At 64.3% G+C, this 22,856-nt stretch carries 19 protein-coding genes; 4 read left to right on the top strand and 15 right to left on the bottom strand.

Features of this window, described 5'->3' with window-relative positions; all coding sequences use genetic code 11:
• Positions 1-106: 106 nt before the first annotated feature.
• Positions 107-781 carry a helix-turn-helix transcriptional regulator gene (locus UP10_RS30620; RefSeq protein WP_044590933.1) on the bottom strand — a complete coding sequence of 225 codons (675 nt, stop codon included), beginning with the start codon at positions 779-781 and terminating at the stop codon, positions 107-109.
• Positions 782-1,019: 238 nt separating this feature from the next.
• Here UP10_RS30620 and UP10_RS30615 point away from each other — a divergent pair, with 238 nt between their 5' ends.
• The gene (locus UP10_RS30615; RefSeq protein ID WP_044590932.1) at positions 1,020-2,222 is read left to right on the top strand and encodes a serine hydrolase domain-containing protein; all 1,203 of its coding nucleotides are present in this window, start codon (positions 1,020-1,022) and stop codon (positions 2,220-2,222) included.
• Between the two features lie 12 nt (positions 2,223-2,234).
• On the opposite strand, the gene UP10_RS30610 is transcribed toward UP10_RS30615, so the two are convergent.
• A complete protein-coding gene (locus UP10_RS30610) occupies positions 2,235-3,062 on the bottom strand; it encodes a dienelactone hydrolase family protein (protein WP_044590931.1) in 828 nt (275 codons plus the stop codon).
• Positions 3,063-3,167: 105 nt separating this feature from the next.
• On the opposite strand from UP10_RS30610, the gene UP10_RS30605 reads away from it, so the two are divergent.
• Together UP10_RS30605 and UP10_RS30600 are read left to right on the top strand one after the other, a co-directional pair.
• Entirely contained in the window at positions 3,168-4,094 is a 927-nt protein-coding gene (locus UP10_RS30605; protein ID WP_044590930.1) for a GlxA family transcriptional regulator, read from the top strand.
• 75 nt (positions 4,095-4,169) lie between these two features.
• Complete coding sequence (locus UP10_RS30600; RefSeq protein WP_044590929.1) at positions 4,170-5,213, top strand: LacI family DNA-binding transcriptional regulator; 1,044 nt, start codon at positions 4,170-4,172, stop codon at positions 5,211-5,213.
• 218 nt (positions 5,214-5,431) lie between these two features.
• Here the strand turns inward: UP10_RS30600 and UP10_RS30590 are convergent, their stop codons facing one another.
• Positions 5,432-7,072 carry a flavin-containing monooxygenase gene (locus tag UP10_RS30590; protein ID WP_044590927.1) on the bottom strand — a complete coding sequence of 547 codons (1,641 nt, stop codon included), beginning with the start codon at positions 7,070-7,072 and terminating at the stop codon, positions 5,432-5,434.
• A 174-nt stretch (positions 7,073-7,246) separates the two neighbouring features.
• Here UP10_RS30590 and UP10_RS30585 point away from each other — a divergent pair, with 174 nt between their 5' ends.
• On the top strand, positions 7,247-8,476 hold the full coding sequence (locus tag UP10_RS30585; RefSeq protein ID WP_044590926.1) for an ABC transporter substrate-binding protein: 1,230 nt from the start codon (positions 7,247-7,249) through the stop codon (positions 8,474-8,476).
• 317 nt (positions 8,477-8,793) lie between these two features.
• Here the strand turns inward: UP10_RS30585 and UP10_RS30580 are convergent, their stop codons facing one another.
• The 12 genes from UP10_RS30580 to UP10_RS30525 form a co-directional block, all read right to left on the bottom strand.
• Entirely contained in the window at positions 8,794-9,627 is an 834-nt protein-coding gene (locus UP10_RS30580) for an inositol monophosphatase family protein (protein ID WP_044590925.1), read from the bottom strand.
• Between the two features lie 57 nt (positions 9,628-9,684).
• A complete protein-coding gene (gene mmsB / locus UP10_RS30575; protein WP_044590924.1) occupies positions 9,685-10,875 on the bottom strand; it encodes a multiple monosaccharide ABC transporter permease in 1,191 nt (396 codons plus the stop codon).
• On the bottom strand, positions 10,872-12,467 hold the full coding sequence (mmsA, locus tag UP10_RS30570; protein WP_044590923.1) for a multiple monosaccharide ABC transporter ATP-binding protein: 1,596 nt from the start codon (positions 12,465-12,467) through the stop codon (positions 10,872-10,874). Before mmsA ends, mmsB begins: the two co-directional genes overlap by 4 nt.
• Before the next feature lie 66 nt (positions 12,468-12,533).
• The gene (gene chvE, locus UP10_RS30565; protein ID WP_044590922.1) at positions 12,534-13,607 is read right to left on the bottom strand and encodes a multiple monosaccharide ABC transporter substrate-binding protein; all 1,074 of its coding nucleotides are present in this window, start codon (positions 13,605-13,607) and stop codon (positions 12,534-12,536) included.
• Between the two features lie 453 nt (positions 13,608-14,060).
• Positions 14,061-14,777: an HAD family hydrolase gene (locus tag UP10_RS30560; protein WP_044590921.1), complete on the bottom strand. Its 717-nt coding sequence runs from the start codon at positions 14,775-14,777 to the stop codon at positions 14,061-14,063.
• The gene (cbbX, locus tag UP10_RS30555; RefSeq protein ID WP_044590920.1) at positions 14,777-15,715 is read right to left on the bottom strand and encodes a CbbX protein; all 939 of its coding nucleotides are present in this window, start codon (positions 15,713-15,715) and stop codon (positions 14,777-14,779) included. Before cbbX ends, UP10_RS30560 begins: the two co-directional genes overlap by 1 nt.
• Before the next feature lie 111 nt (positions 15,716-15,826).
• A complete protein-coding gene (locus UP10_RS30550) occupies positions 15,827-16,252 on the bottom strand; it encodes a ribulose bisphosphate carboxylase small subunit (RefSeq protein ID WP_044590919.1) in 426 nt (141 codons plus the stop codon).
• 12 nt (positions 16,253-16,264) lie between these two features.
• Positions 16,265-17,728: a form I ribulose bisphosphate carboxylase large subunit gene (locus tag UP10_RS30545; protein WP_044590918.1), complete on the bottom strand. Its 1,464-nt coding sequence runs from the start codon at positions 17,726-17,728 to the stop codon at positions 16,265-16,267.
• Between the two features lie 33 nt (positions 17,729-17,761).
• The gene (gene fba, locus UP10_RS30540) at positions 17,762-18,844 is read right to left on the bottom strand and encodes a class II fructose-bisphosphate aldolase (protein WP_044590917.1); all 1,083 of its coding nucleotides are present in this window, start codon (positions 18,842-18,844) and stop codon (positions 17,762-17,764) included.
• Between the two features lie 15 nt (positions 18,845-18,859).
• Positions 18,860-20,875, bottom strand: coding sequence for a transketolase (gene tkt, locus UP10_RS30535; RefSeq protein ID WP_044590916.1), 2,016 nt, complete (start codon positions 20,873-20,875; stop codon positions 18,860-18,862).
• Entirely contained in the window at positions 20,872-21,747 is an 876-nt protein-coding gene (locus tag UP10_RS30530) for a phosphoribulokinase (protein WP_044590915.1), read from the bottom strand. Before UP10_RS30530 ends, tkt begins: the two co-directional genes overlap by 4 nt.
• A gap of 11 nt (positions 21,748-21,758) precedes the next feature.
• Complete coding sequence (locus tag UP10_RS30525; RefSeq protein WP_044591019.1) at positions 21,759-22,739, bottom strand: class 1 fructose-bisphosphatase; 981 nt, start codon at positions 22,737-22,739, stop codon at positions 21,759-21,761.
• Positions 22,740-22,856: the final 117 nt, after the last annotated feature.

Raw genomic sequence — 22,856 nt, 5'->3', positions numbered from 1 at the left:
CACCGTGATTGCGAGAAGCGAAAGCGACGAAGCAATCCATCGTCCCGCATACGCGGGCCGATGGATTGCTTCGCTTCGCTCGCAATGACTGGAAAGACCTACCGCCTCAGTGCGGCCGCGACATCAGCGCCACGACGGCAGAGCGCGTCTCGACGCCGAGCTTTTCGAAGATGTGGATCAGGTGCGTCTTCACGGTGGCAAGACCAATGCTGAGGCACTCGCCGATCTCGCGGTTGGTCCGGCCGCAGCACAACAACTCGACGACCTCCACCTCACGCGCGGTGAGGCCATAGCGCGGCGGTTCGTCGACCGCCGGCGACAGGCGGCTGGTCAGGTTGAACTCGAGATAGTCATGGATCTTCTCGGCAATGTTCATGCTGCCGTCGGGAACCTTGCACCCCGGCGACCACAGCACGCTCATCCCGGCCACGATCCGGTCATTACGGCGGAAGAAGAACTCGATCATGTCGGCGACGCCGCATTGGCCGGCGAAGCTGCGGTACATGGCCGCCTCCGCCGTGGCGCATTGGTCGAGCGCGGCGCTCAGCCGGGCAATCGGCTGATTGGTCGCCGAGCGCGGGTGCAAGGGATCGAGCCGGTTCATGCCAGCCAGGTACTGGTCGTGGAAACTCGGCGGGACATTGCTCGAGAGCACAAAGCGGTTGAGATTGAGGCTGCCATCGACCTCGTAAAACGCGGTCGCCGAGCCTTCGAGAATCCCCCTCGCGAAGTGGATGGCCTGCGTGGTCGCCGGATCCGAGCGGCCCAAAAGCGCAATCATGACCTGCCCTCTCGATGTTCCCCGATGGCGGACGTCTGCGCGCCGCATATGGCCCCGCACGCTGGGGCAGACGCCCGGCGTAGTCAAGCAATTTACGGGCCAGAACCTGACGTCGCACAATTCCAAAATGGTTACGCCGAAGGTACCCGCAGCCCACCTCCACCATCCGGTTGATTGCGCGCCGTGCGGCGCGTACTGGATTTTGATCCGTCTCCCAAACGCCTTGGCTGGAACACGAATGAATTCACGTCGCATCATGGCCGCCTTCCCTCCGGCGGCCAACGAACAAGTCACGCTCGCCAACTGGCGCCAGCATCCCTTCAGCGAGTGGGCCTTCCGCAACGTGCGCGAATTGCTACCCACCGCGAACATCGCGCGGGCGCCGGAGCCAGCACCGCTGTCCTTTGCGCCAGGCTATCTCGAGGATATCAGCTTTGCGAATCCACGCGGCGAGACCGTCAGTGTCGCCGAAGCGCTGCGCACCAGCCATACCGACGGCATCGTGGTGTCGCATCGCGGACGGATCGTGTCCGAATGGTATGCCCACGGCCTGACGCCTGAGACGCCGCATTTGATCTTCTCGGTCAGCAAGTCGGTCGCCGGCACGCTCGGCGGCATCCTGGCCGATCTCGGCAAACTCGATCCCGACGCGCCTGTCGTGAGCTACATCCCGGAGATGGAGGGATCGGTCTATGGCGGCGGCTGCACGGTACGGCATTTGCTCGACATGAGCGTCGGCATCCGCTTCGACGAGGACTACATGGCACGCGACGGCGACGTCATGAACTACCGGCGCTCGACCGGTTGGGAGCCGCCGGATCCCAGCGTTCCCGCAACCAATCTGCGCGACTATCTCAAGACGTTGCGGCCAAATGGCACGCCGCACGGCCACACCTTCCACTACGTCTCGACCAACACCGACGTGCTCGGCTGGGTCTATGAGCGGGCCTGCGGCATCTCCTACGCCAAAATCCTGTCGCAATATCTCTGGCAGCCGATGGGCGCCGAGCACGACGCCTACATCGCGGTCGATTCCCACGGCGCCGCGCGCGTTGCCGGCGGCATCTGCGCGACCTTGCGCGACCTCACCCGGTTCGGCGAGATGATGCGCAATCACGGCGTCAGCAACGGCCGTCAGGTGGTGCCGAACTGGTGGATCGACGACATCAGGCGCAACGGCAATGCCGAAGCGTGGTCGCGCGGCGACCTCACAAAAGTGTTCCCGAACGGGAATTACCGCAGCAAATGGTACACGATCGAACGCGGCGAAACGCCGTTCGCCGCAGTCGGCATCCATGGCCAGTGGATCTATATCGATCCGGCCAACGAAATGGTGATCGCGCGGGTCTCCTCGCAGCCGCTGCCGCTGGACCTCGATCTCGATCACATGTGGCTGCGCGGCTATCGCGCGATCGCGGCAGGACTGAGCGGCGAATCCTGACGCGGCCGACGTTCATCCCTTCGCGGCTGACAGCCTCCGTTTGAAGAATGCCAAGATCTCATCGCGCGCCGCGATCGTCGGCTGACCGGCCTCGTCGATCAGATGCGCGGTGACGACGCTGTGCGGCGTCGTCACGAAGGTCTGGAAGAACGGCGGAACATCGCGGTTGGCCGCGCTGTCAGGAAGCACCCGCCCGACAAAATGATCACCGAGCGCCTCGGCATAGGCCGCGAAACGTTGCGCCATGCAGAATTTGTCGCCGGCGAAGCGATAGGCCAGCACGGTCAGGTCCTCGCGCTCCAGCCGCGCGCGGACCGCCTTGACCTCGTCAGGCGCGATCTCGATGCCATCAGGATCGTTCAGCGGCAATGACGGCTGCGACAGCACCGGCGCCAGCATCGACGGCTCCAGCATCATGGTGAGCGCAAAATTCCCCGTAAAACACATTCCGATGGCGCCGACGCCGGGACCGCCGCATTCGCGGTGGGCAAATCGTGCGAGCGAGCGCAGCCACTGCGTCATGGGACTGGATTGATTGGCGGCCATCGCACGAAACTCGGCGCTCACGCAGGCGCGCTGAAACACCGCGGCGCCCTCCCCCGCACCGGCAATTGCGCCGTCGCGGCCGAACAGCGACGGCATGTAGACGGTGAACCCGGCATCGCGAACCCAGCGGGCGAAGCGGGCGACGTGCGGGCTGATGCCCGGCATCTCCGCCATCACGATAACAGCGGGACCAACGCCAGCGACATGGACGGCCTTGCTGACGCCATCGAGCGCGATGTCGCGGCGCTCGAAATCCTCGAGCGGATCGTCCTGCGTCATGGGCCGGTTCGGCATCGGCGTAACTCCCCGTCGTCTTCCTTGTCATCTTCCTTGCCATCGTTGCGATTTGGCGGCCGAGTTGCTAGTGTCAAAAATGACATTAATCGTGGATTTTTTGACATGACCAAAGTTGCCGTTGTCGAGATCGACGGCTGCCTGGCGTCGAGTGCCGCCATCACTTACGACGTGCTGGCCACCGCCAACCGGATCAGCGCGACGAAGCGCGCGCGCTTCGAGGTGACGACGCTGCGTTACGGCCCGAGGCGGAGCAGCGGTCACCTGCGAGGCGTCGATCTCGTGATCGTGCCCGGCCTCGGATCGGCGTCGGCCGATGAGCTGGAGCTGAAGTTGAGCAGTCCTGCATGCCGGCGCGCGCGCGACATGCTCGCCGCCGCGTTCGAGGACGGCGCCATGCTCGCCGCTTCCTGCGCCAGCAGCTTCCTGCTGGCCGAGACCGGACTGCTCGACGGCAAGCGGGCGACCACGACATGGTGGTTTGCGCCGCTGTTCCGGCAGCGCTATCCGAACGTCAACCTGATGACCGAACGGATGGTGGTGGCCGATTGGCCGATCGCAACCGCAGGTGCCGCGATGGCGCAGATGGACCTGATGCTCGCGGTGGTCGCCCGCTTCGCCGGCCCTGATATCGCGAAGGGTTGTGCCAACTATTTGCTGCTGGACGAGCGGCGTTCCCAGGCTCCCTTCATGGCGATCAACTATCTCGCGAGCCAGGACCCGAAGGTCGCCAGGGCCGAGAAATGGGTGCGCAACAACATCGCGCGCGATTTCGCGATCGAGGACGTCGCCGCCGCGGTCGGACTGGCGCCGCGGACCTTCGCCAGGCGGATCGCCTCGGTCTGCGGCGTCTCGCCGATCCAGTTCGTGCAACGGATCAGGATCGAGACGGCGCGATCACTACTTGAGACCACACGGCTCTCGGTCGAGCAGATCGCGCGCGAGGTCGGCTATGCCGAGCCTTCGACGCTGCGCCGGCTGATCCGGCGCGCGACCCGGCATTCGCCGCGGCACTTTCGCTCCGCCGGGTGAACAGGAATCATTTGAGATTCGGGGCGGGGCCTGATTAGGTTCAACGACAAGGCAATCGGCGAGGCGAAGACAACAATGACCAGAACGCGACGGACACGACCGACGATTCGTGACGTCGCCGCCGAGGCCGGCGTGTCGGTCAGCAGCGTCAGCCGCACGCTCAATGGCGGCATCTACACCAGCGCCGAACTGCACGCCCGCATCATGCGCGCGGTGAAGCGCCTGGGCTTCGAGCCTGACCAGGCCGCGCAGGCGCTGCGCTCGCGGGCATCGAACACGATCGGCTGCATGGTGGCCGACTTCTCCAACCCGCACTACACCGACATGGTGGGTGCGGCCGAGGAGGAGTTCCAGCGCGCCGGCTTCCTGCTGATGCTGGCCGCGACCAAGCATGAGGAGGCGCGCGAAGCCGCGTTCCTGTCAGCGGTGCGCCGCCGCCAGATGGATGGGCTCTTGCTGTTCGCGGGCGACAATTCCCACACGGATTTCATGAAGGGGTTGGCGACGCTCGACCTGCCCTGCGTCACCGTCGACCGCGAGGTGCCTGATAGCGCCGCGGTTCGCGTCGATCACCGCGGCGGGGCACTGGAGGTGACGCGCTATCTGATCGGGCTCGGCCATCGTCGCATCGCACTCCTGACCGGAAGCGCTGCGGTAATGCCGAGCGCGGAGCGGCTCGCCGGCTACCGGCAGGCGCATCTCGACACCAAAATCGAGGTCGATCCGACCCTGATACGCCCGCATATGCAAGGCGCCAACACGGCATTCAGCTCGGTCTGCCAGTTGCTGCAACTGGCCGCGCCGCCGACCGCGATCATCTCGCTCGGAACCAGCATGCTGGCGGAAGTGCTGGAGGCGGTCACGAGCAAGGGGCTGCGCTATCCGCAGGACGTCTCGATCGTGTGCAGCGGCGACACCGATCTCGCGCGACATGCGACGCCCGCGATCTCGGCGCTGAGCTGGGACATGAACGAGGTCGGCCGCACCGCCGCGCGGCTGCTGCTGGAGCAGATCCGCGACGGCGACAAGGCCGCTATCGGCGAGCCGATCTACCTGCCGACGCGATTCATCCTGCGCCACTCCTGCGCCGCACCGCCGACGGCGCGCGGACGGAAGTAGGTCCACAGACGTTCGTGCTCTCGTCGATCTGGAAACGGTTCCAGCTCCTCCTCCTCCTCCTCCTCCTCCTCCTCCTTCTCCTCCTCCTCCTTCGTCATTGCGAGCGAAGCGAAGCAATCCATCGTTCAGCATATGCGGGACAATGGATTGCTTCGTCGCTGTCGCTCCTCGCAATGACGGCTGGTTAGTTTAGGTGTGAGTGACCAGCGAGGACTCCCTCAACGCCTGATAAACCCTTCGTAATCACGCTGCGCGATCTGTGCGATCCGATGCCGGTAGCCCTGGCCGACATAGGGCATGAACACCCGCGGCTTGCCGGTGATGTTAGCGCCCTGGTACCAGGAGTTGGCCTTCGGATAGAGCGTGCGGCTCGCGGCGTCGGCAACATGTGCCATCCAGCCGCGTTCGGCGTCGTGCTCCGGCTCGATGCGGGTCAATCCTTTGGCGCGCATGCTCTCGAGGCAGGCCGTGATCCACTCGACATGGTTCTCGCAGGCGTGGATCACATTGCCGATCACCGATGGGCTTCCAGGCCCGGTGACGACGAACAGATTGGGAAAGCCCGACACCATCAGGCCGAGATAGGCGCTGGGCCCATCGGCCCATGCCGCCTTCAGGCTGGTGCCATCGCGCCCGCGAATCTCCATCGCGGCCAGCGCACCGGTCATCGCGTCGTATCCGGTCGCCAGTACCAACGCGTCCAGCGCAAAGGAGCGCGTCGCGGTCGCCACGCCAGTCTCCGTGACCGCCTCGAGCGGTTCTTCGCGAAGATCGACCAGTTCGACATGCGGCAGATTGTAGGTCGCGAAATAATCGCTATCGATGCAGATGCGCTTGACGCCGAGCGGATAGTCCTTCGGCGACAGCGCCTCCGCCGTGGTCTCGTCCTTGACGATGCCGCGGATCTTGTCGCGCACGAACTCGCAGGCGACGTCGTTGACGGCCTCATTGGTCAGGATGTTCGGGAACGCGGTGAGGATGCCGCCGCCGCCCTGTTCCCAGAGCTCCTCATAGCGCGTCCATTGCACGTCGCGCTCGGGCACCGGCGCGTCGAACGCATTCGCGGGCACCCGCCCGAACTCCGGCGTCTCGAGGCTCTCGCGGTATTTCGCGATCACAGGTTCGGCGGCCGCCACGTCAGCGTCCGAGAGCGGCGCGTTGCGCGACGGCACCGAGTAGTTCGGCGTACGCTGAAACACGGTCAGCCGGCGCGCTACCTTGGCGATCAGCGGGATCGTCTGCACGCCCGACGAGCCGGTGCCGATCACAGCGACGCGCTGTCCGGAAAAATCGATCTCGCCATGCGGCCACTGGCCGGTGTGATAGACAGGCCCACCAAAACGCTCCAGTCCCCGCAGCTTCGGCTTGTTGGGGACCGAGAGATTGCCGGTCGCCATCACGCAGTAGGACGCCACGATGCTGTCACCGCGATCGGTGCGCAGCGTCCAGCTCCGGCTCGCCTCATCCCAGTCCGCCGTCGTCACGCGCGTGTCGAAGCGGATCGCAGCGCGCAGATGGAAGCGGTCGGCGACACGCCGCGCATAATCAAGGATTTCCGGCTGCGCTGCGTATTTCTCGCTCCAGCGCCACTCCTGCCGCAGCTCCGGCGACCAGGTGTAGGAATAGAACAGGCTCGGGATGTCGCAACGCGCACCCGGATAGCGGTTCCAGTACCAGGTGCCGCCGACATCAGCTCCCGCCTCGATGCCGATCACCCTCAGGCCGAGTTGTCGCAGCCGATAGATCGCATAGATCCCGCCGAAGCCGGCGCCGACCACAACGGCGTCACATTCGGCGACCGCTGGCGGCCTCGCGCCGTTGACGCGATCGGCCGCGCTTGCCTGCTCCAGTCCAGTCATCTCTCGACTCTCTCCCGATCGCAGAAATATTGCCATTTGCCGGAACACGCGCTAATCTGGAAACGTTTCCAGATGGAAGCGCATAAAACAATCTTCGCCGCACGTCAACGCGCCGGCCCCTCACCCGGGCTTGGCGGACGCAACGAGGGCGGACAAGCAGGGAGTGGTTCGGGGATGTTGAACGGATTTTGCCTTCGCGCGTGGGGTGTAGCTGTTGTCGCTGCGATCGGTGCGCTGTCGCCTGCGCACGCGCAGAAGAATTACGGCCCGGGCGTTTCGGACACCGAGATCAAAATCGGCAACATCATGCCCTATAGCGGGCCGGCCTCCGCCTTTGGCATCATCGGCAAGACCGAGGCGGCCTATTTCACGATGATCAACGAACAGGGCGGCATCAACGGCCGCAAGATCAACTTCATCTCCTATGATGACGGCTTCTCGCCGCCGAAATCGGTCGAACAGGCGCGCAAGCTGGTCGAGGGCGACGAGGTTTTCGTGGTGTTCCAACCGCTCGGCACCGCGCCCAATGTCGCGATCCAGAAATATCTCAACGCGAAAAAGGTCCCGCACCTCTTCATTGCCTCGGGTGCGACACGCTTCGGCGACCCGAAGAACTTTCCGTGGACGATGGGCTGGCAGCCGAACTACCAGAGCGAGGGACGGATCTACGCCAGGTACATTCTCGACCATTTCCCGAACGGCAAGATCGCGGTGCTCTGGCAGAACGACGATGCCGGCAAGGACGCGCTGAAGGGCATGCGCGACGGTCTCGGCGACAAAGCGAGCAGCATGATCATCGCCGACAAGTCCTACGAGCTGACCGATCCGACGCTGGATTCGCAGATCGTGGCGCTGCGCGCCTCGGGCGCCGATATCCTGTTCGCCTGGGCGGCACCGAAGGGCGCGGCGCAGACGATCAAGAAGGTCGCGGAAATCGGCTGGAAGCCGACCATCTTCCTGACCAGCACGGCAACTTCGGTCGCCTCGGTGATGCGGGCCGCGGGCGTCGAGAATTCGCAAGGTGTCATCTCGGTCGCCTATCTGAAGGACCCGACCGATGCGACCTGGAACGACGACCCGGAAACGAAGGAATGGCGCGCCTTCATGGACAAGTACATCCCTGACGGCGACAAGACCAACGGCAATCACGTCTACGGCTACGTGGCCGCAGGGACGCTGGCGCAGGCGCTCAAGCAGTGCGGCGACGATCTCACGCGCGAGAACGTCATGAAGCAGGCGGCCAATTTGAAGAACTTTGCGCCAAAGATGATCCTGCCCGGCATCAAGATCAATACCAGCCCGACTGACTTCCGTCCGATCGAGCAGGAGCAGCTGATGCGTTTCGAAGGCGAAAGCTGGAAGCTGTTCGGCGACATCATCACCGGCGAGGTCGGCAGCGAATAGGCGAACAGGCGCAAGCGCCTCTCCTCGTCATGCCCGGGACACGTGCGGTGGGATGCGCTGCGCCCTCTTCAAAGTGAGAAGGCGAAACGAGACGCAAACCTCGGACAAATCATGTCGCGAGAGCGCTGACGTATGACTCGCAAGCCGCGCCGCACCCTCGCTGTCGTCCCGGCGCAGGCCGGGACCCATAACCACAAGTCCCAATTATTGCGCGACGCTGGAATGACGAGTTCCTGTCACGACACCCGCCGCGGAGTATGGGTCCCGGCCTGCGCCGGGACGACGCTGTGGATGCAGTTGTCGCGGCGCGCGCAGACCTATCCACTCGCCGTCAGGATCGCCTGCTTCGCGGCATGCCAGCTCGCTTCGTCCGGCGCGCAGAGCAACCCACCCGTCAGATTGACGGGCTTGTAAGGTGAGCCGTCGAAATGCGCGCTGTAGCCGCCGGCCTCGCGATGCAGCAGCCAGCCGGCGGCGTGATCCCACGGCATCAGCTTGTTGTAGAACAGCAGGTGGCAATGTCCCGACGCCGCCATCCGGTATTCATGCGCGGCGCAGCGCAGCCACGAGCTCATGCCGAGCTTTGCGAGATTGCCGGCCACCACAGCCCGCAGCTCCTCGGGAAGAAAGTTGACGCCGATCACGGCATCCATCTGCTTGATCGGAGCGGCCGCCGCGACCTTCAGGTCGAAGCGCTTGCCGTCCGGCGCCTCGAGCCAGGCGCCCTCGCCGCGCAGCGCGTAGGCGGTGTCGTTGCAGACGGGATCATGGATCGCGCCGAGCACGATCTCGCCGCGCATGGTCGCCGCGACCATGGTCCCGAACAGCGGCAGGCTGGAGGTGAAGTTCCGGGTCCCATCGATCGGATCGATGATGAAGGCCAACTCCGCGGTCCCGATCTGGTCGAGCGCGGCCGGATCCTTCGCCGTGCCCTCCTCGCCGATGATGACGGCGCCCGGAAAGGCGCGCGACAGCGCCGCCGATATCACCTGCTCGGCAATTTCGTCGGCTTCCGTGACCACGTCGAAGGCGGAGGTCTTGGTGCGGACCTCGATCTCCCTGATGCGGCGGAACCGCGGCATGATCTCGGTGCGGCCGACCTCGGCCAGGATATTTCCGATGTTGAGCGCATCGGCATGGGACAATTTCACGCGGCATTCTCCTGCGTTGCACCGGCATCCTACCGCAGAAAGATGACCGCGTGGCCCTCAGCGCCGCTGGTTGTAGACATCAATGCAGACGGCGCCGAGCAAAACGAGGCCCTTGATCACTTGCTGATAATCGATGCCGACACCGAGGATCGACATGCCGTTGTTCATGACGCCCATGATCATGGCGCCGACCACCGCGCCGCCGACCCGGCCGACGCCGCCATAGGCCGAGGCGCCGCCGATGAAGCAGGCGGCGATGACGTCGAGCTCGAAGCCGAGGCCAGCCTTGGGCGTCGCCGTGTTGAGCCGCGCGGCAAAGACGAGCCCGGCCAGCGCCGCCAGCGCGCCCATGTTGACGAAGGTGAAGAAGGTCAGCCGCTCGGTCTTGATGCCCGACAGCTTCGCGGCCTTGGCGTTGCCGCCCACCGCATAGATCTGCCGCCCGATCACCGTGCGCCGCGTGACGAAGCCGTAGGCCGCAATCAGGACCGTCATGATGACGAGCACGTTCGGCAGGCCGCGATGCGAGGCGATCAGATAGGTGAAGTAGAGCACCGCGCCCGCCAGCGCGATGCTCTTGGCGACGAAGAAAGCGTAAGGCTCGACGGTAATGCCGTGCGCCTGCTCGCGCGTCCGGCCCTTGGCGCTCGCCAGCACCAGCGCGAATGCCAGCACGACGCCGATCAGGAGCGACGTCGGATAGAACGTACCGGCATTCGGGAACAGTTCCGGGATGAAGCCGGACGACAATTTCTGGAAGGTCGGCGGAAACGGCCCGACCGACTGTCCCTGCAACACCGCCAGCGCCAGGCCCTTGAACACCAGCATCCCCGCCAGCGTGACGATGAAGGACGGAATTTTGAAATAGGCCACCCAATAGCCCTGCGCCGCGCCGATCGCGGCACCGACCAGCAGGCAGGCGACGAACGCGATCGGATAGTCGACATGGTAGCGCACCATCAAGACCGCCGCGACCGCGCCGACGAAGCCCGCGACCGAACCGACCGAGAGGTCGATATGCCCGGTGACGATCACCAGCAGCATGCCGAGCGCCATGATCACGATGTAGCTGTTCTGCAGCACGAGGTTGGTGAGGTTGACCGGCTGCAGCAGGGTGCCGTCGGTCACGATCTGGAAGAACAGCATGATCGCAAGCAGCGACAGCAGCATGCCGTAGCTGCGCAGATTGTTCTTGATGAACCCGGAATGCCGCGGCGTCTCGGGAAGCGAAACCGTCTTGTCGGTCATTGCATTGCCTCTCTTGGCCCTGCCTCTCCTGCTCGCACGACACCGTCATGAGCGCCGTTTCCGGACACGCTGACATTGCGCATGATAGCGCGCATGATCTTCTCCTGCGTTGCGTCGGCCTTCGCGAACTCGCCGACGAAGGCGCCGTCATTCATCACGCAGATCCGGTCGCAGATGCCGAGCAGCTCGGGCATTTCCGACGAGATCACCACGACGCCCTTGCCGGCCTCAGCCAGCTCGTTGATGATACAATAAATCTCGTATTTCGCCCCAACGTCGATCCCGCGGGTCGGTTCGTCGAGCATCAGGACCTTCGGGTCGGTCATCAGCCATTTCGACAGCACCACCTTCTGCTGGTTCCCGCCCGAGAGCTGGCCGGCCTCCTGATAGACATCGGAGCAGCGGATCCGCATCCGGTTGCGGTAGTTGCTGGCGGCCTTCAGCTCGACGACGTCGTCGATCACGCCACGTTCCGAGATCTGGCCGAGGCTCGCCAACGTGACGTTCTTGCGGACGTCGTCGGCCAGGATAAGCCCGAGCAGTTTGCGGTCCTCGGTGACATAGGCAAGGCCGGCATCGATCGCGGCCGGCACGCTGGAAAGATCAGGCGCGCCGCCATCGAGGCGGACCTTGCCGGAGATGTTGTAGCCCCAGGCCCGGCCGAAAAGGCTCATGGCAAACTCGGTCCGGCCGGCGCCCATCAGGCCGGCGATACCGACCACCTCGCCGCGACGCACCGTGAAGTCGACATTCTTGATCACCCGCCGCTCGGTATGCAGCGGATGATGCACCGACCAGTTCTCCACCGTCATCACGGGTTCGCCGATATCGACCTTCCGCTCGGGAAAGCGATGCGCGAGGTCGCGGTTGACCATGCTGCGGATGATGCGGTCTTCCTCGACCTGCTCCGTCAGGCAATCGAGGCTGTCGACGGTGCGGCCGTCGCGCAGCACGGTGATGCGGTCGGCGACGCGCGCGACCTCATTCAGCTTGTGCGAGATCAGGATCGAGGCGATGCCCTGCGCGCGGAATGCGAGCAGGCGCTCGAGCAGGGCCGCGCTGTCGGCCTCGTTGAGGCTCGCGGTCGGCTCGTCGAGGATCAGGAGCCGTACCTTCTTGGACAACGCCTTCGCGATCTCGACGAGTTGCTGCTTGCCGACACCCAGATCGGTGACCAGCGTATCCGGCGACTCGCGCAACCCCACCAGCGCCAGCAACTCTGCGGAGCGACGGTACACCGCGTCGCGGTCGATGACGCCGAACCGCGACGGCGGGTGCGACAGGAAGATGTTCTCGGCAATCGACATCTGAGGGATCAGCGCCAGCTCCTGGTGGATGATGATGATCCCCAGCGCCTCGGAGTCGTTGATGTCGCGGAACCGCCGCTCCTCGCCGTCGAACAAGATAGACCCTTCATAGCTGCCGGCGGGATAGACCCCGCTCAACACCTTCATCAGGGTCGACTTGCCGGCACCGTTTTCGCCGACCAGAGCGTGAATCTGCCCGGCCTCCACGGTGAAGTTGACGTCGCGCAACGCCTGCACGCCGGCAAAGCTCTTGCTGACGTCGCGCATCTCAAGCATTGCCGTCATCAGATCACGTCCCACGGCGCCGGTCGCGTCCGGCGCTATCAGCCACGGCCCACCTGCCCACCCGTCCTAGTCGAATTGCGAGCGCTTGTAGTAGCCGCTGTCAATCAGGATTTTCTCCCAATTGGTCTTGTCCACCACGACCGGCTTGAGCAGATACGATGGAACCACCTTGACCCCGTTGTTGTAAGTCTTGGTGTCGTTGACACTGACCTCTTTCTTGCTCAGCACGGCATCGACCATGTCGGCCGTGACCTTGGCGAGATCGCGGGTGTCCTTGAAGATGGTCGAATATTGATCGCCGCGCAGCATGGCCTTGATCGAGGGCACCTCCGCATCCTGGCCGCTGACGAACGGCATCGGCTGATCCTTGCTGCCGTAGCCGACGCCCTTCAGCGAGGAGATGATGCCGATCGACAGGCCGTCATAGGGCGACAGCACCGCATCGATGCGCTTCTTGCCGTAGAAGGCGCTGAGCAGATTGTCCATGCGCGCCTGCGCGGTCGCGCCGTCCCAGCGCAGGGTCGCGACCTTGCCCATGCCCATCTGGCCGCTGGCGACCACAAGCTTGCCACTGTCGATGTAGGGCTTCAGCACCGACATCGCCCCGTCGTAGAAGAAATAGGCATTGTTGTCGTCAGGCGAGCCGCCGAACAACTCGATGTTGAAGGGCCCCTTGCCCTCCTTCAGCCCAAGCGCCTTCTCGATCGACTGTGCCTGCAGCACGCCGACCTGGAAATTGTCGAAGGTCGCGTAATAGTCGACATTGGGGGTGTCGCGGATCAGGCGGTCATAGGCGATCACGGTGATGCCCTGGGCCTTGGCCTGCTTCAGCACGTCAGACAGCGTGGTGCCGTCGATCGCCGCGATGACCAGGACCTTGGCGCCCTTGGTCACCATGTTCTCGACCTGGGAGAGCTGGTTCGGGATATCATCGTCGGCATATTGCAGGTCGGTGCCGTAACCGCGTTCTTTCAGCACCTTGACCATGTTGTTGCCGTCGTCGATCCAGCGTGCCGAGGATTTGGTCGGCATCGCGACGCCAACGGTCGGTTTACCCTGGGCCATGGCGAAGCGACCGGACACCGACGCGGCGAGGCCGGCCAGCGCGAGCGCAAACAAGGTGGTCTTCGACTTGAACATGCTTCACTCCCTTTGTTTTTTGAATTGAGCCAGCGTTGCCGTCGACAGTGTCAGTCGTCGGCCACCGCCAATAAGCCTGCCGTAGATTTTCGGCGGTGTCGCGTCCACGCTGACGGCGTCACGATCCGAAATCGCGGAATGTCGATTGAGCCAATGAACAGCGTCATGCTCGCTCCGCCCCTTTGTCCGCGCCGATCCGAAAACGCCGTGGGGTTACCCGCGCGTCACGGCGTGGGTTGAGGGAGGCGCGGGAATGGCGTGGGGGATCATGAGGCGCTGTCTCCCGGCATTGTTGGCAAGCGCCATCCACCAGAACTTCTGGCGTAATGGCACCTTTTCAGCGACCCTTGGTGGATCACACCCTACTATTCCACGGATAACCGGCGCCGACTAGTCATATTATTTGACTATTGGGTTCATTCGGTGACGCTGGTCGGCCAGCTGGGTCGGGCATCAATAGTCGATGTCAGAGAGATCATCGACGACACGGAGGGCCCCGGTCCAATCATCGTCGCTGAAATACGCACTTCGGCTGATGATCACGGGAATGCCGGCTCGCGATGCCGACATCAGGCCGTTGCCGGAATCCTCGATGGCGATGCAGTCCCCCGGCCCGAGCGCCAGACGCGAGAGCACCTCGACATAGACGTCGGGCGCCGGCTTCTTCCTCGGAACATCGTCGCCGGCCACGATCGTCTCGAACAGACTGGCCCAATCGGGGCCGAGCGCCACCGAGAGCAGCGCATCGATATTGCCATGCGACGTCGTCGTGGCGATCGCCAGGCGCTGGCCGCAGCTGCGTGCGCCGGCGAGCCACGCGTCTACGCCCGGCCGCAGCGGGCAGTTGCCCGTCGCGATCAACTCGGCGTAGCGCGCGGTCTTGATGCGATGCAGGTCGGCGACATCAGCGAAAGACAGCAGCGGGACGACGCTGCGCTGGTCGAACGCGCGGATGCGTTCCTTACCTCCCGCGACGCGCAGCAGGCGGCCGTAGGTGGCACGATCCCAATGCCAGCCGAGGCCGGCTGCGGCAAAGGCGTCGTTGAACGCTCGGCGATGCACCTCCTCGGTTTCGGCCAAGGTGCCGTCGACATCGAAGATCAGCGCGCGGGCGTTCGCAATGATATCCCGCATCCCGACCGTTCGGATGGCCGCGAGCGCCTGGTTCATCACCCCTGCTCCGTCGCGCCGGTGTCCTTTGCGAACACGCGGCTCGCCAGGACATCGCCGGCTTCGATCAACATCACGTCGGCGGCGGTGAGGGTACGGTCGAGCTTCGCCACGATCCGGTTGGCCTGCCGCAGCCGGATACGATCGAGCGCGTTGCGGATCGAGCGGGCGTTGGAGAACAGCGGCTGCGCCTTGCGCGCGGCGATGTAACGGATGAAGGCCTCGCGTGCTTCCGGCGAGAAACGATAATTCTGCTGCTGCAACATCAGCTCGGCGATCCAAAGCAGCTCCGCATCCAGATAGTCGGGGAAGTTGATGTGGTGCGCGATGCGCGACCGGAAGCCGGGGTTGCTCTGGAAGAATTTTTCCATCCGATCGCCATAGCCGGCCAGGATCACGACCAGATCCTCGCGCTGGGACTCCATCACCTGCAGCAGGATCTCGATGGACTCCTGGCCATAGTCGCGCTCGTTCTCGGGCCGGTAGAGATAATAGGCCTCGTCGATGAACAGCACGCCACCCATCGCCTTCTTCAGGATCTCCTTGGTCTTCGGCGCGGTGTGGCCGATATATTGCCCGACCAGGTCGTCGCGCGTGACGCTGATGACGTGGCCGCGGCGCACGAAACCGAGCTTGTGCAGGATGCCGGCCATCCGCAGCGCCACGGTGGTCTTGCCGGTGCCGGGATTTCCGGTGAACGACATATGCAGGGTCGGAAATGTCGTGGCGAGCGCCATCTTCCGCCTGATACGCTCGACGAGCAGCAGCGAGGCGATCTCCCTGATCCGCGTCTTCACCGGCTTGAGCCCGATCAATTCGGAATCGAGCTGGTCGAGCACATCGCCGATGCCGAGGTTGGCGAATTCATCTCGGAGGTCGACGGTCTCAGCCGGAGTTTCGCGCGGAGTTTCGCGGGGCTGCTCTTGCGGTCTCATCATGGTCCTCTCGACAATCGAAAAGCTCCGTCGCCGCGGGGCCGCGACGACGGAGAAGTGCATCCGGACCAAGGCGGTCGAGGGAGCAACCCGCCTGGCTTCAACCGGACGCGGTCAACGATTTCGGTAGCGCTCACCCTCCGGCCGCGTCGCCGCATAGGCGTGCGTCGAATAGCGAATGTTGCGCCCGACGGATTCCTGCCGGTCGAGCCGGAAGCCGGGTTCTTCGGTCGGCCGATTGACGATGAAGGAGATGCGGACGGATTCCCAGCCAGAGCTGGAATCGAAACCGGAGATCCGGATGTAACTGTTACCATAGACGCGCCGGCAATCGGCCAGCTCCTTCATGATCCCTGCGGCATCGCGCAGGTCGAACATCGGCAGCCCCCACATCTCCCAATAGGTATTGCGGGGATGCGGATCGTCGGTGAACTCGACGTTCACCGCCCAACCCTTGTCGAGGCAATATTGCACCTGCGCACCGATCTGTTCGTCGGTGAGATCGGGCAGGAACGAGAAGCAGCCTTGGGTCATGCGCATGAGAACCTCCTGTCAGACGGCCATGTTTGGCGTGGGAACGAAGTCGGGTGCGTCCGTCGACTCGTAATTGAAGGTGACGTCCTTCCAGATCTCGAGTGCCTCGCGGAGCGGCGTGCAGGTCAGCGCGGCCTTCGCGAGGATCTCCGGCCCTTCATGGACGTAGTCGCGCCCCTCGTTGCGAGCGAGGATCATGGCTTCCAGCGCAACCCGGTTGGCGATGGCGCCGGCCTGGATGCCGCGGGGATGTCCGATGGTGCCGCCGCCGAACTGCAGCACGACGTCCTCGCCGAGCAGATCGAGCAGCTGGTGCATCTGGCCGGCATGGATGCCGCCGGACGCCACCGGCATCAATTTGTTGAGGCTCGCCCAGTTCTGATCGAAGAACACGCCATGTTCGAGCTGCATCGGGTTGAAGTCCTCGCGGCAGATGTCGTAGTAGCCGCGCGTCGTGTTCGGATCGCCCTCGAGCTTGCCGACCACCGTGCCGGCATGGATGTGATCGACGCCGGCCAGCCGCATCCACTTCGCGATGACGCGGAACGAGACGCCGTGGCTGCGCTGCCGCGTATAGGTCGAATGACCGGCGCGGTGCAGATGCAGGATCATGTTGTTGCGGCGCGCCCACTTCGCCATCGACTGGATCGCGGTGTAGCCGATCACGAGATCGATCATCACGATGGAGGAGCCGAGCTCGTGCGCGAACTCGGCGCGTTCATACATGTCCTCCATCGTGGCCGCCGTCACATTGAGATACGTTCCCTTGATCTCGCCGGTCGCGGCCTGTGCGCGGTTGACCGCCTCCATGCAATAGAGGAAGCGTTCGCGCCAATGCATGAAGGGCTGCGAGTTGATGTTCTCGTCGTCCTTGGTGAAGTCGAGTCCACCTTTCAGCGCCTCGTAGACGACGCGGCCATAGTTGCGGCCGGACAGGCCGAGCTTCGGCTTCACGGTGGCGCCAAGCAACGGACGGCCGAACTTGTCGAGCCGCTCGCGCTCGACGACGATGCCGGTCGCCGGGCCCTGGAAGGTCTTCACATAGGCCACCGGCAGCCGCATGTCCTCGAGCCGCAGCGCCTTCAGCGGCTTGAAGCCGAACACGTTGCCGATGATCGACGCCGTCAGGTTCGCAATCGAGCCCGGCTCGAACAGATCGAGGTCGTAGGCGATATAAGCAAAGTAGCTGCCCGGCGAATTCGGCACCGGATCGACGCGATAGCACTTCGCGCGGTACTTTTCCGCGGCCGTCAGGCGGTCGGTCCACACCACCGTCCAGGTCGCGGTCGAGGACTCGCCGGCCACCGCGGCGCAGGCCTCGGTCGGATCGACACCATCCTGCGGCGTGACGCGGAACAGCGCGATGACGTCGGTGTCCTTGGGCTCATAATGCGGCTCCCAATAGCCCATCCGCTTGTATTCCATCACGCCGGACTTGTAGCGATCCTTGCCGCGCACCGTGATCGATTGCTGGATATTCATGTGATCCTCCTGAGAATGTCGTCGCCGTGTCGCTCACGCGGCCTGAGTTATGCTTCCAATTTGTGGGTCGAGCGCGCCGGCACGGTAACGCCGCGCCATCTCCGACAGCGGAACCACCTTGATCTTTCCGGCATTGCCGCCCGTGCCGAACTGCTCGAAGCGGTCGCGGCACAGCTCGCGCAATGCGTCCATCGCCGGCTTGAGGAACTTGCGCGGGTCGAACTCGCTCTTCGACTGAACCGCGACCTTGCGGAACGCCGCAGCCATCGCGAGCCGGCAATCGGTATCGATGTTGACCTTGCGCACGCCGTGCCTGATGCCGCGGACGATCTCCTCGACCGGCACGCCCCAGGTCTGCGGCATCTCGCCGCCGAACGCGTTGAACATATCCTGCAACGGCTGCGGCACCGACGACGAGCCGTGCATCACCAGATGGGTGTTGGGCAGCCGTGCGTGGATCTCCTCGACGACGCGCATCGCGAGGATCTCGCCGTCGGGCCTGCGGGTGAATTTGTAGGCGCCGTGCGAGGTGCCCATCGCGATCGCCAGCGCATCGACCTTGGTGGCACGGACGAAGTCGACAGCCTGGTCGGGGTCGGTCAGCAACTGGTCGTGGCTGAGCTGCCCTTCGGCACCGTGACCGTCCTCCTGCTCGCCCCCGCCATGCTCGAGCGAGCCGAGCACGCCGAGCTCGCCCTCGACCGATGCGCCGACCCAGTGCGCCATGTCGACGACGCGGCGGGTGATGTCGACGTTGTAGTCGTAATCCGCAGCGGTCTTGGCGTCGGCCTTGAGCGAGCCGTCCATCATGACCGAGGTAAAACCGTAGCGGATCGCGGTGGCGCAACTCGACTCCTCGTTGCCGTGGTCGAGATGCAGGCAGAGCGGGATCTGCGGATACATCTCCTCCAGCGCATCGATCATCTTCGCCAGCATGATGTCGCCCGTGTAAGCGCGCGCACCGCGCGAGGCCTGCATGATGACCGGCGCATCGCAGGCCGCCGCCGCCTCCATGATGGCGAGGCCCTGTTCCATGTTGTTGATGTTGAAGGCCGGCACGCCGTAGCCGCGCTCGGCGGCATGATCCAGCAATTGCCTCAGGGTTATCCGCGCCATGACTGCTTGCTCCTTTCAGATCGATCGACGGGTCACACGCTTCGCGGCCGCTGCGACGGCCGCGGGCGTGATGGCGAATTCGCGGTAGAGCACGTCAGCCGGCGCCGAGGCGCCGAAGCCGGTCATGCCGATGAACTCGCCGTCGTCGCCGAGCCAGCGCGCCCATTCGCCTTCGACCGCAGCCTCGACGCCGACGCGCGGGGCTGCGCCAAGCACCCTGGCGCGATAGTCGCGTGGTTGCTGGCGGAACAGGTCGAAGCACGGCGCGGAGACGACCGCGGCCCGTATGCTGTCCTCGGCCAGCATTTGTGCGGCCGCCAGCGCGATGGACACTTCCGACCCGCTGGCGACCAGCGTGACGTCGCGCCCTCCCTCCGGCTCGATGACGACATAGGCGCCGAGCGCAACCTGATTGACCTGAGTCGCGCCGTCACGGAACGTCGGCAGCGCCTGCCGCGACAGGCAGAGGATCGACGGCGCGGTCTCGCTCTTCAGCGCGCAGTCCCAGGCTTCCGCCGTCTCGACCGCATCGGCCGGACGAAACACCAGCAGATTCGGGATCGCTCGCAGCGCAGCCAGATGCTCGACCGGCTGATGCGTCGGCCCGTCTTCTCCGAGCCCGATCGAGTCATGCGTCATGACGTGGATCACGCGAATGCCCATCAGCGCCGCGAGCCGGATCGCCGGACGGCTGTAGTCGGCGAAGGTCAGGAATGTTCCGCCGTAGGGGATGAACCCGCCATGCAGGGCAACGCCGTTCATCGCCGCGGCCATGCCGTGCTCGCGGATGCCATAGTGGATATAGCTGCCGTCGAGCGTCCCCGGACGCACCGGGACTTGCGTCTTCGCCAGCGTCAGGTTGGAGTGCGTGAGGTCGGCCGAGCCACCGAGCAGGTTCGGCAACACCTCTGCAATCACATCAATGACCTGCTGCGAGGCCTGACGCGTTGCGAGCTTCGGCCGTTCGGTCGCGAAACGCGCCCTCAGCCTCGCCATCGCCTCGGCATAGGCACAGGGCAGTTTTCGGTTCAGCGCATCATGGAACGGAGATCGCTCGCCGTTGCACGTCCGTCGCGAACGTTCGATCCAGCTGCGGCGTGCCTCGCGGCCGCGCGCGCCGATTTCGCGCCATTCGGCGAGCACTGGATCCGGCACAGCGAAAGCCGGATACGGCCAGCCAAGCGCAGCGCGGGTCTTCTGAATCTCGTCGGCCCCGAGCGGAGCGCCATGGACCTTCTCGCTCCCTTGCCTGTTCGGCGCACCGAACCCGATCACGGTGCGGCAGGCGATCAGCGACGGACGATCGCTCGCCTTGGCCTGCCTGATCGCCGCGGTGATGGCTTGCGGATCGTGGCCGTCGATGCAGTGCACGTTCCAGCCGCTTGCCTTGAACCGCGACGCCTGGTCGTCCGAGCACGACAGCGACGTGGCGCCATCGATCGAGATGTGATTGTCGTCGAACAGCACAATCAGACGGTTGAGCCGCAGATGGCCGGCAAGCGAGATCGCCTCGTGGCTGAGACCTTCCATCAGGCAGCCATCGCCAGCAATCACGTAAGTAAAGTGATCGACGAGGTTGTCGCCGAATCGCGCATTCATCAGCTGCTCGGCGAGCGCCATGCCGACCGCCGTTGCAATCCCCTGCCCGAGCGGCCCGGTCGTCGTCTCCACGCCCGGCGTATGGCCGTATTCGGGATGCCCGGGGGTCTTCGATCCCCACTGCCTGAACGCCTTGAGCTGATCGAGCGTCATGGCCTCGTAACCGGTCAGATGGAGCAGCGCGTAGAGCAGCATCGAGCCGTGGCCGGCCGAGAGCACGAAGCGGTCGCGGTCCGGCCAGGCCGGATCGGCCGGATCGAACTTCAGGAAACGCGAGAACAGAACGGTCGCGACATCGGCCATGCCCAAGGGCATTCCGGGATGGCCGGATTTGGCCTGTTCCACCGCATCGATGACAAGAAAGCGGATGGCATTGGCCATCTCGGCATGGCCGACGTCGGTGCGGCTGGCCAGGGACGCAAGTGCGGTCATATCGTTCGCCTCTTTCGTTCGATCAGTTGCAGGATCAGCGGGGTCAGGATGAGTTGCATCGCCAGATCGAGCTTCGCGCCATGAACCACGATCGAATTGGCGCGCGACATGAAGCTGTGCGGGATCATCGACAGCAGATATGGATAATCGATGCCGCGCGGGTTCTTCAGCCGGATCACCACCATCGATTCATCAGGGGTCGGGATCCAGCGCGCGATGAACGGATTCGATGTGTCGACGGTCGGAACGCGCTGGAAATTGATGTCGGTCTCGCTGAACTGGGGACAGATGTAGTTCACGTAATCGGGCATGCGCCGCAGGATGGTGTCGGTCACCGCCTCGGTGGAATAGCCGCGATGACTGCGGTCGCGATGCAGCTTCTGGATCCATTCGAGATTGATCACCGGCACGACACCGATCTTGAGATCAGCATGCTGGGCGACGTTCACCGTGTCGGTGACGACGGCGCCGTGCAGGCCTTCGTAGAACAGGAGATCGGAGGCCTCCGGTAACGCGTCCCATTCGGTGAAGGTGCCGGGCTTCGCGCCGTAGAGCCGCGACTCCTCCTCATCGTGCACATAGTGCCGCGTCGTTCCGGTGCCGGTCTCGGCATAATCGCGGAACAGCCGCTCGAGCTCCTCGAGCAGATTGGTCTCGGGGCTGAAATGGCTGAAATGCTTGTTGCCGCGCTCGGCCTTCTCCGACATCTTGCTGCGCATCTCGGCGCGGTCGTAGCGATGAAACGCATCGCCCTCGATATAGGCCGCAACCACGTTCTCGCGGCGGAAGATGTTCTCAAACGTCTTCTTCACCGACGTCGTGCCGGCGCCGGAAGAGCCCGTGATGGATATGATGGGATGTCGGCGTGACATACGATTCCCTCTCAGCGGAACAGGCCGCGCCGCGCGAACAGCGGGGCATCGCTGCTCTCGAACAACGGCTCGACGGTCTGGTGGATCGCATCGACATCGCGCACGGCGCGCATCGATCCCATGATCAGGGGCACGCGCTGATGCGGTGTGCGTGCCGACAATTCGAGAATCCGCGTCCGGCCATTCGAGGCCGCGCCGCCGGCCCATTCCATGATCAGCGCGATCGGATGGGCCTCGTACAGCAACCGCAACCGGCCTTCGCGATAGCCCTGGCGCGCATCTGCCGGATACAGGAACACGCCGCCGCGGATCAGAATGCGATAGGCTTCGGCCACCAGCGAACCGATCCAGCGCATGTTGAAATCCTGCCCACGCTCGCCATTGACGCCGGCAAGGCACTCGTCGACGTAGCCCCGCACCGCGCCGCTCCAGTGCCGGCGGTTGGAGGCATTGATCGCGAACTCCGGCGTATCCGACGGCACCTGCAGATCGCGCCCGGTCAGGACGAATTCGCCCGTTCGCGGATCGAGCGTGAAGCAATCGACGCACTGGTCGAGCGCCAGCACCAGGATGGTCTGCGGGCCATAGATGAAGCAGCCGGCCGCGCACTGCGCCGTGCCGGGCTCGAAGAATGTCGAAATGACGTCGTACGCTTTCGGCCGGATCGAGAAGATCGTGCCGATAGAGATGTTGTTCTCGAGATTGGCGGAGCCATCGAGCGGATCGATCGCAACGCAGAGCGGTGCATCGGCGTCGAGCGTCTCGGGAAGTTCCGCCTCCTCGGACAGCAGGGCGGCAACCGGCGCGGTCCGCAGCGCCTCGCGCATCAGGCGGTCGGCGATGATGTCGATCGTCTTCTGCCGGTCGCCGTCAGGGTTGATGCCGCCGCTTTCAGCGCCAATGCCGGCAAGCGAACCGGCGGCGATGATGCGCGCGAGTTCCACCGCCGCGCGGGCAAGCGCCTCGATCACCGCAACGGTCGCCGCACGCATCGGGTTGTGCTGCGTCGGCCATTCCAGATAGGCATGCAATGCAGGACTGACGTCCACGGGCCTCTCCCTTTGATCACGCCCTCTTTGCCGAGGCTTCGATCGACGACCCAACCGGGA

The organism is Bradyrhizobium sp. LTSPM299 (genome assembly GCF_000938235.1).
GTDB lineage: Bacteria > Pseudomonadota > Alphaproteobacteria > Rhizobiales > Xanthobacteraceae > Bradyrhizobium.
Note: the sequence above shows the minus strand (reverse complement) of the source record. Positions and strands in the feature narration are given on the sequence as shown.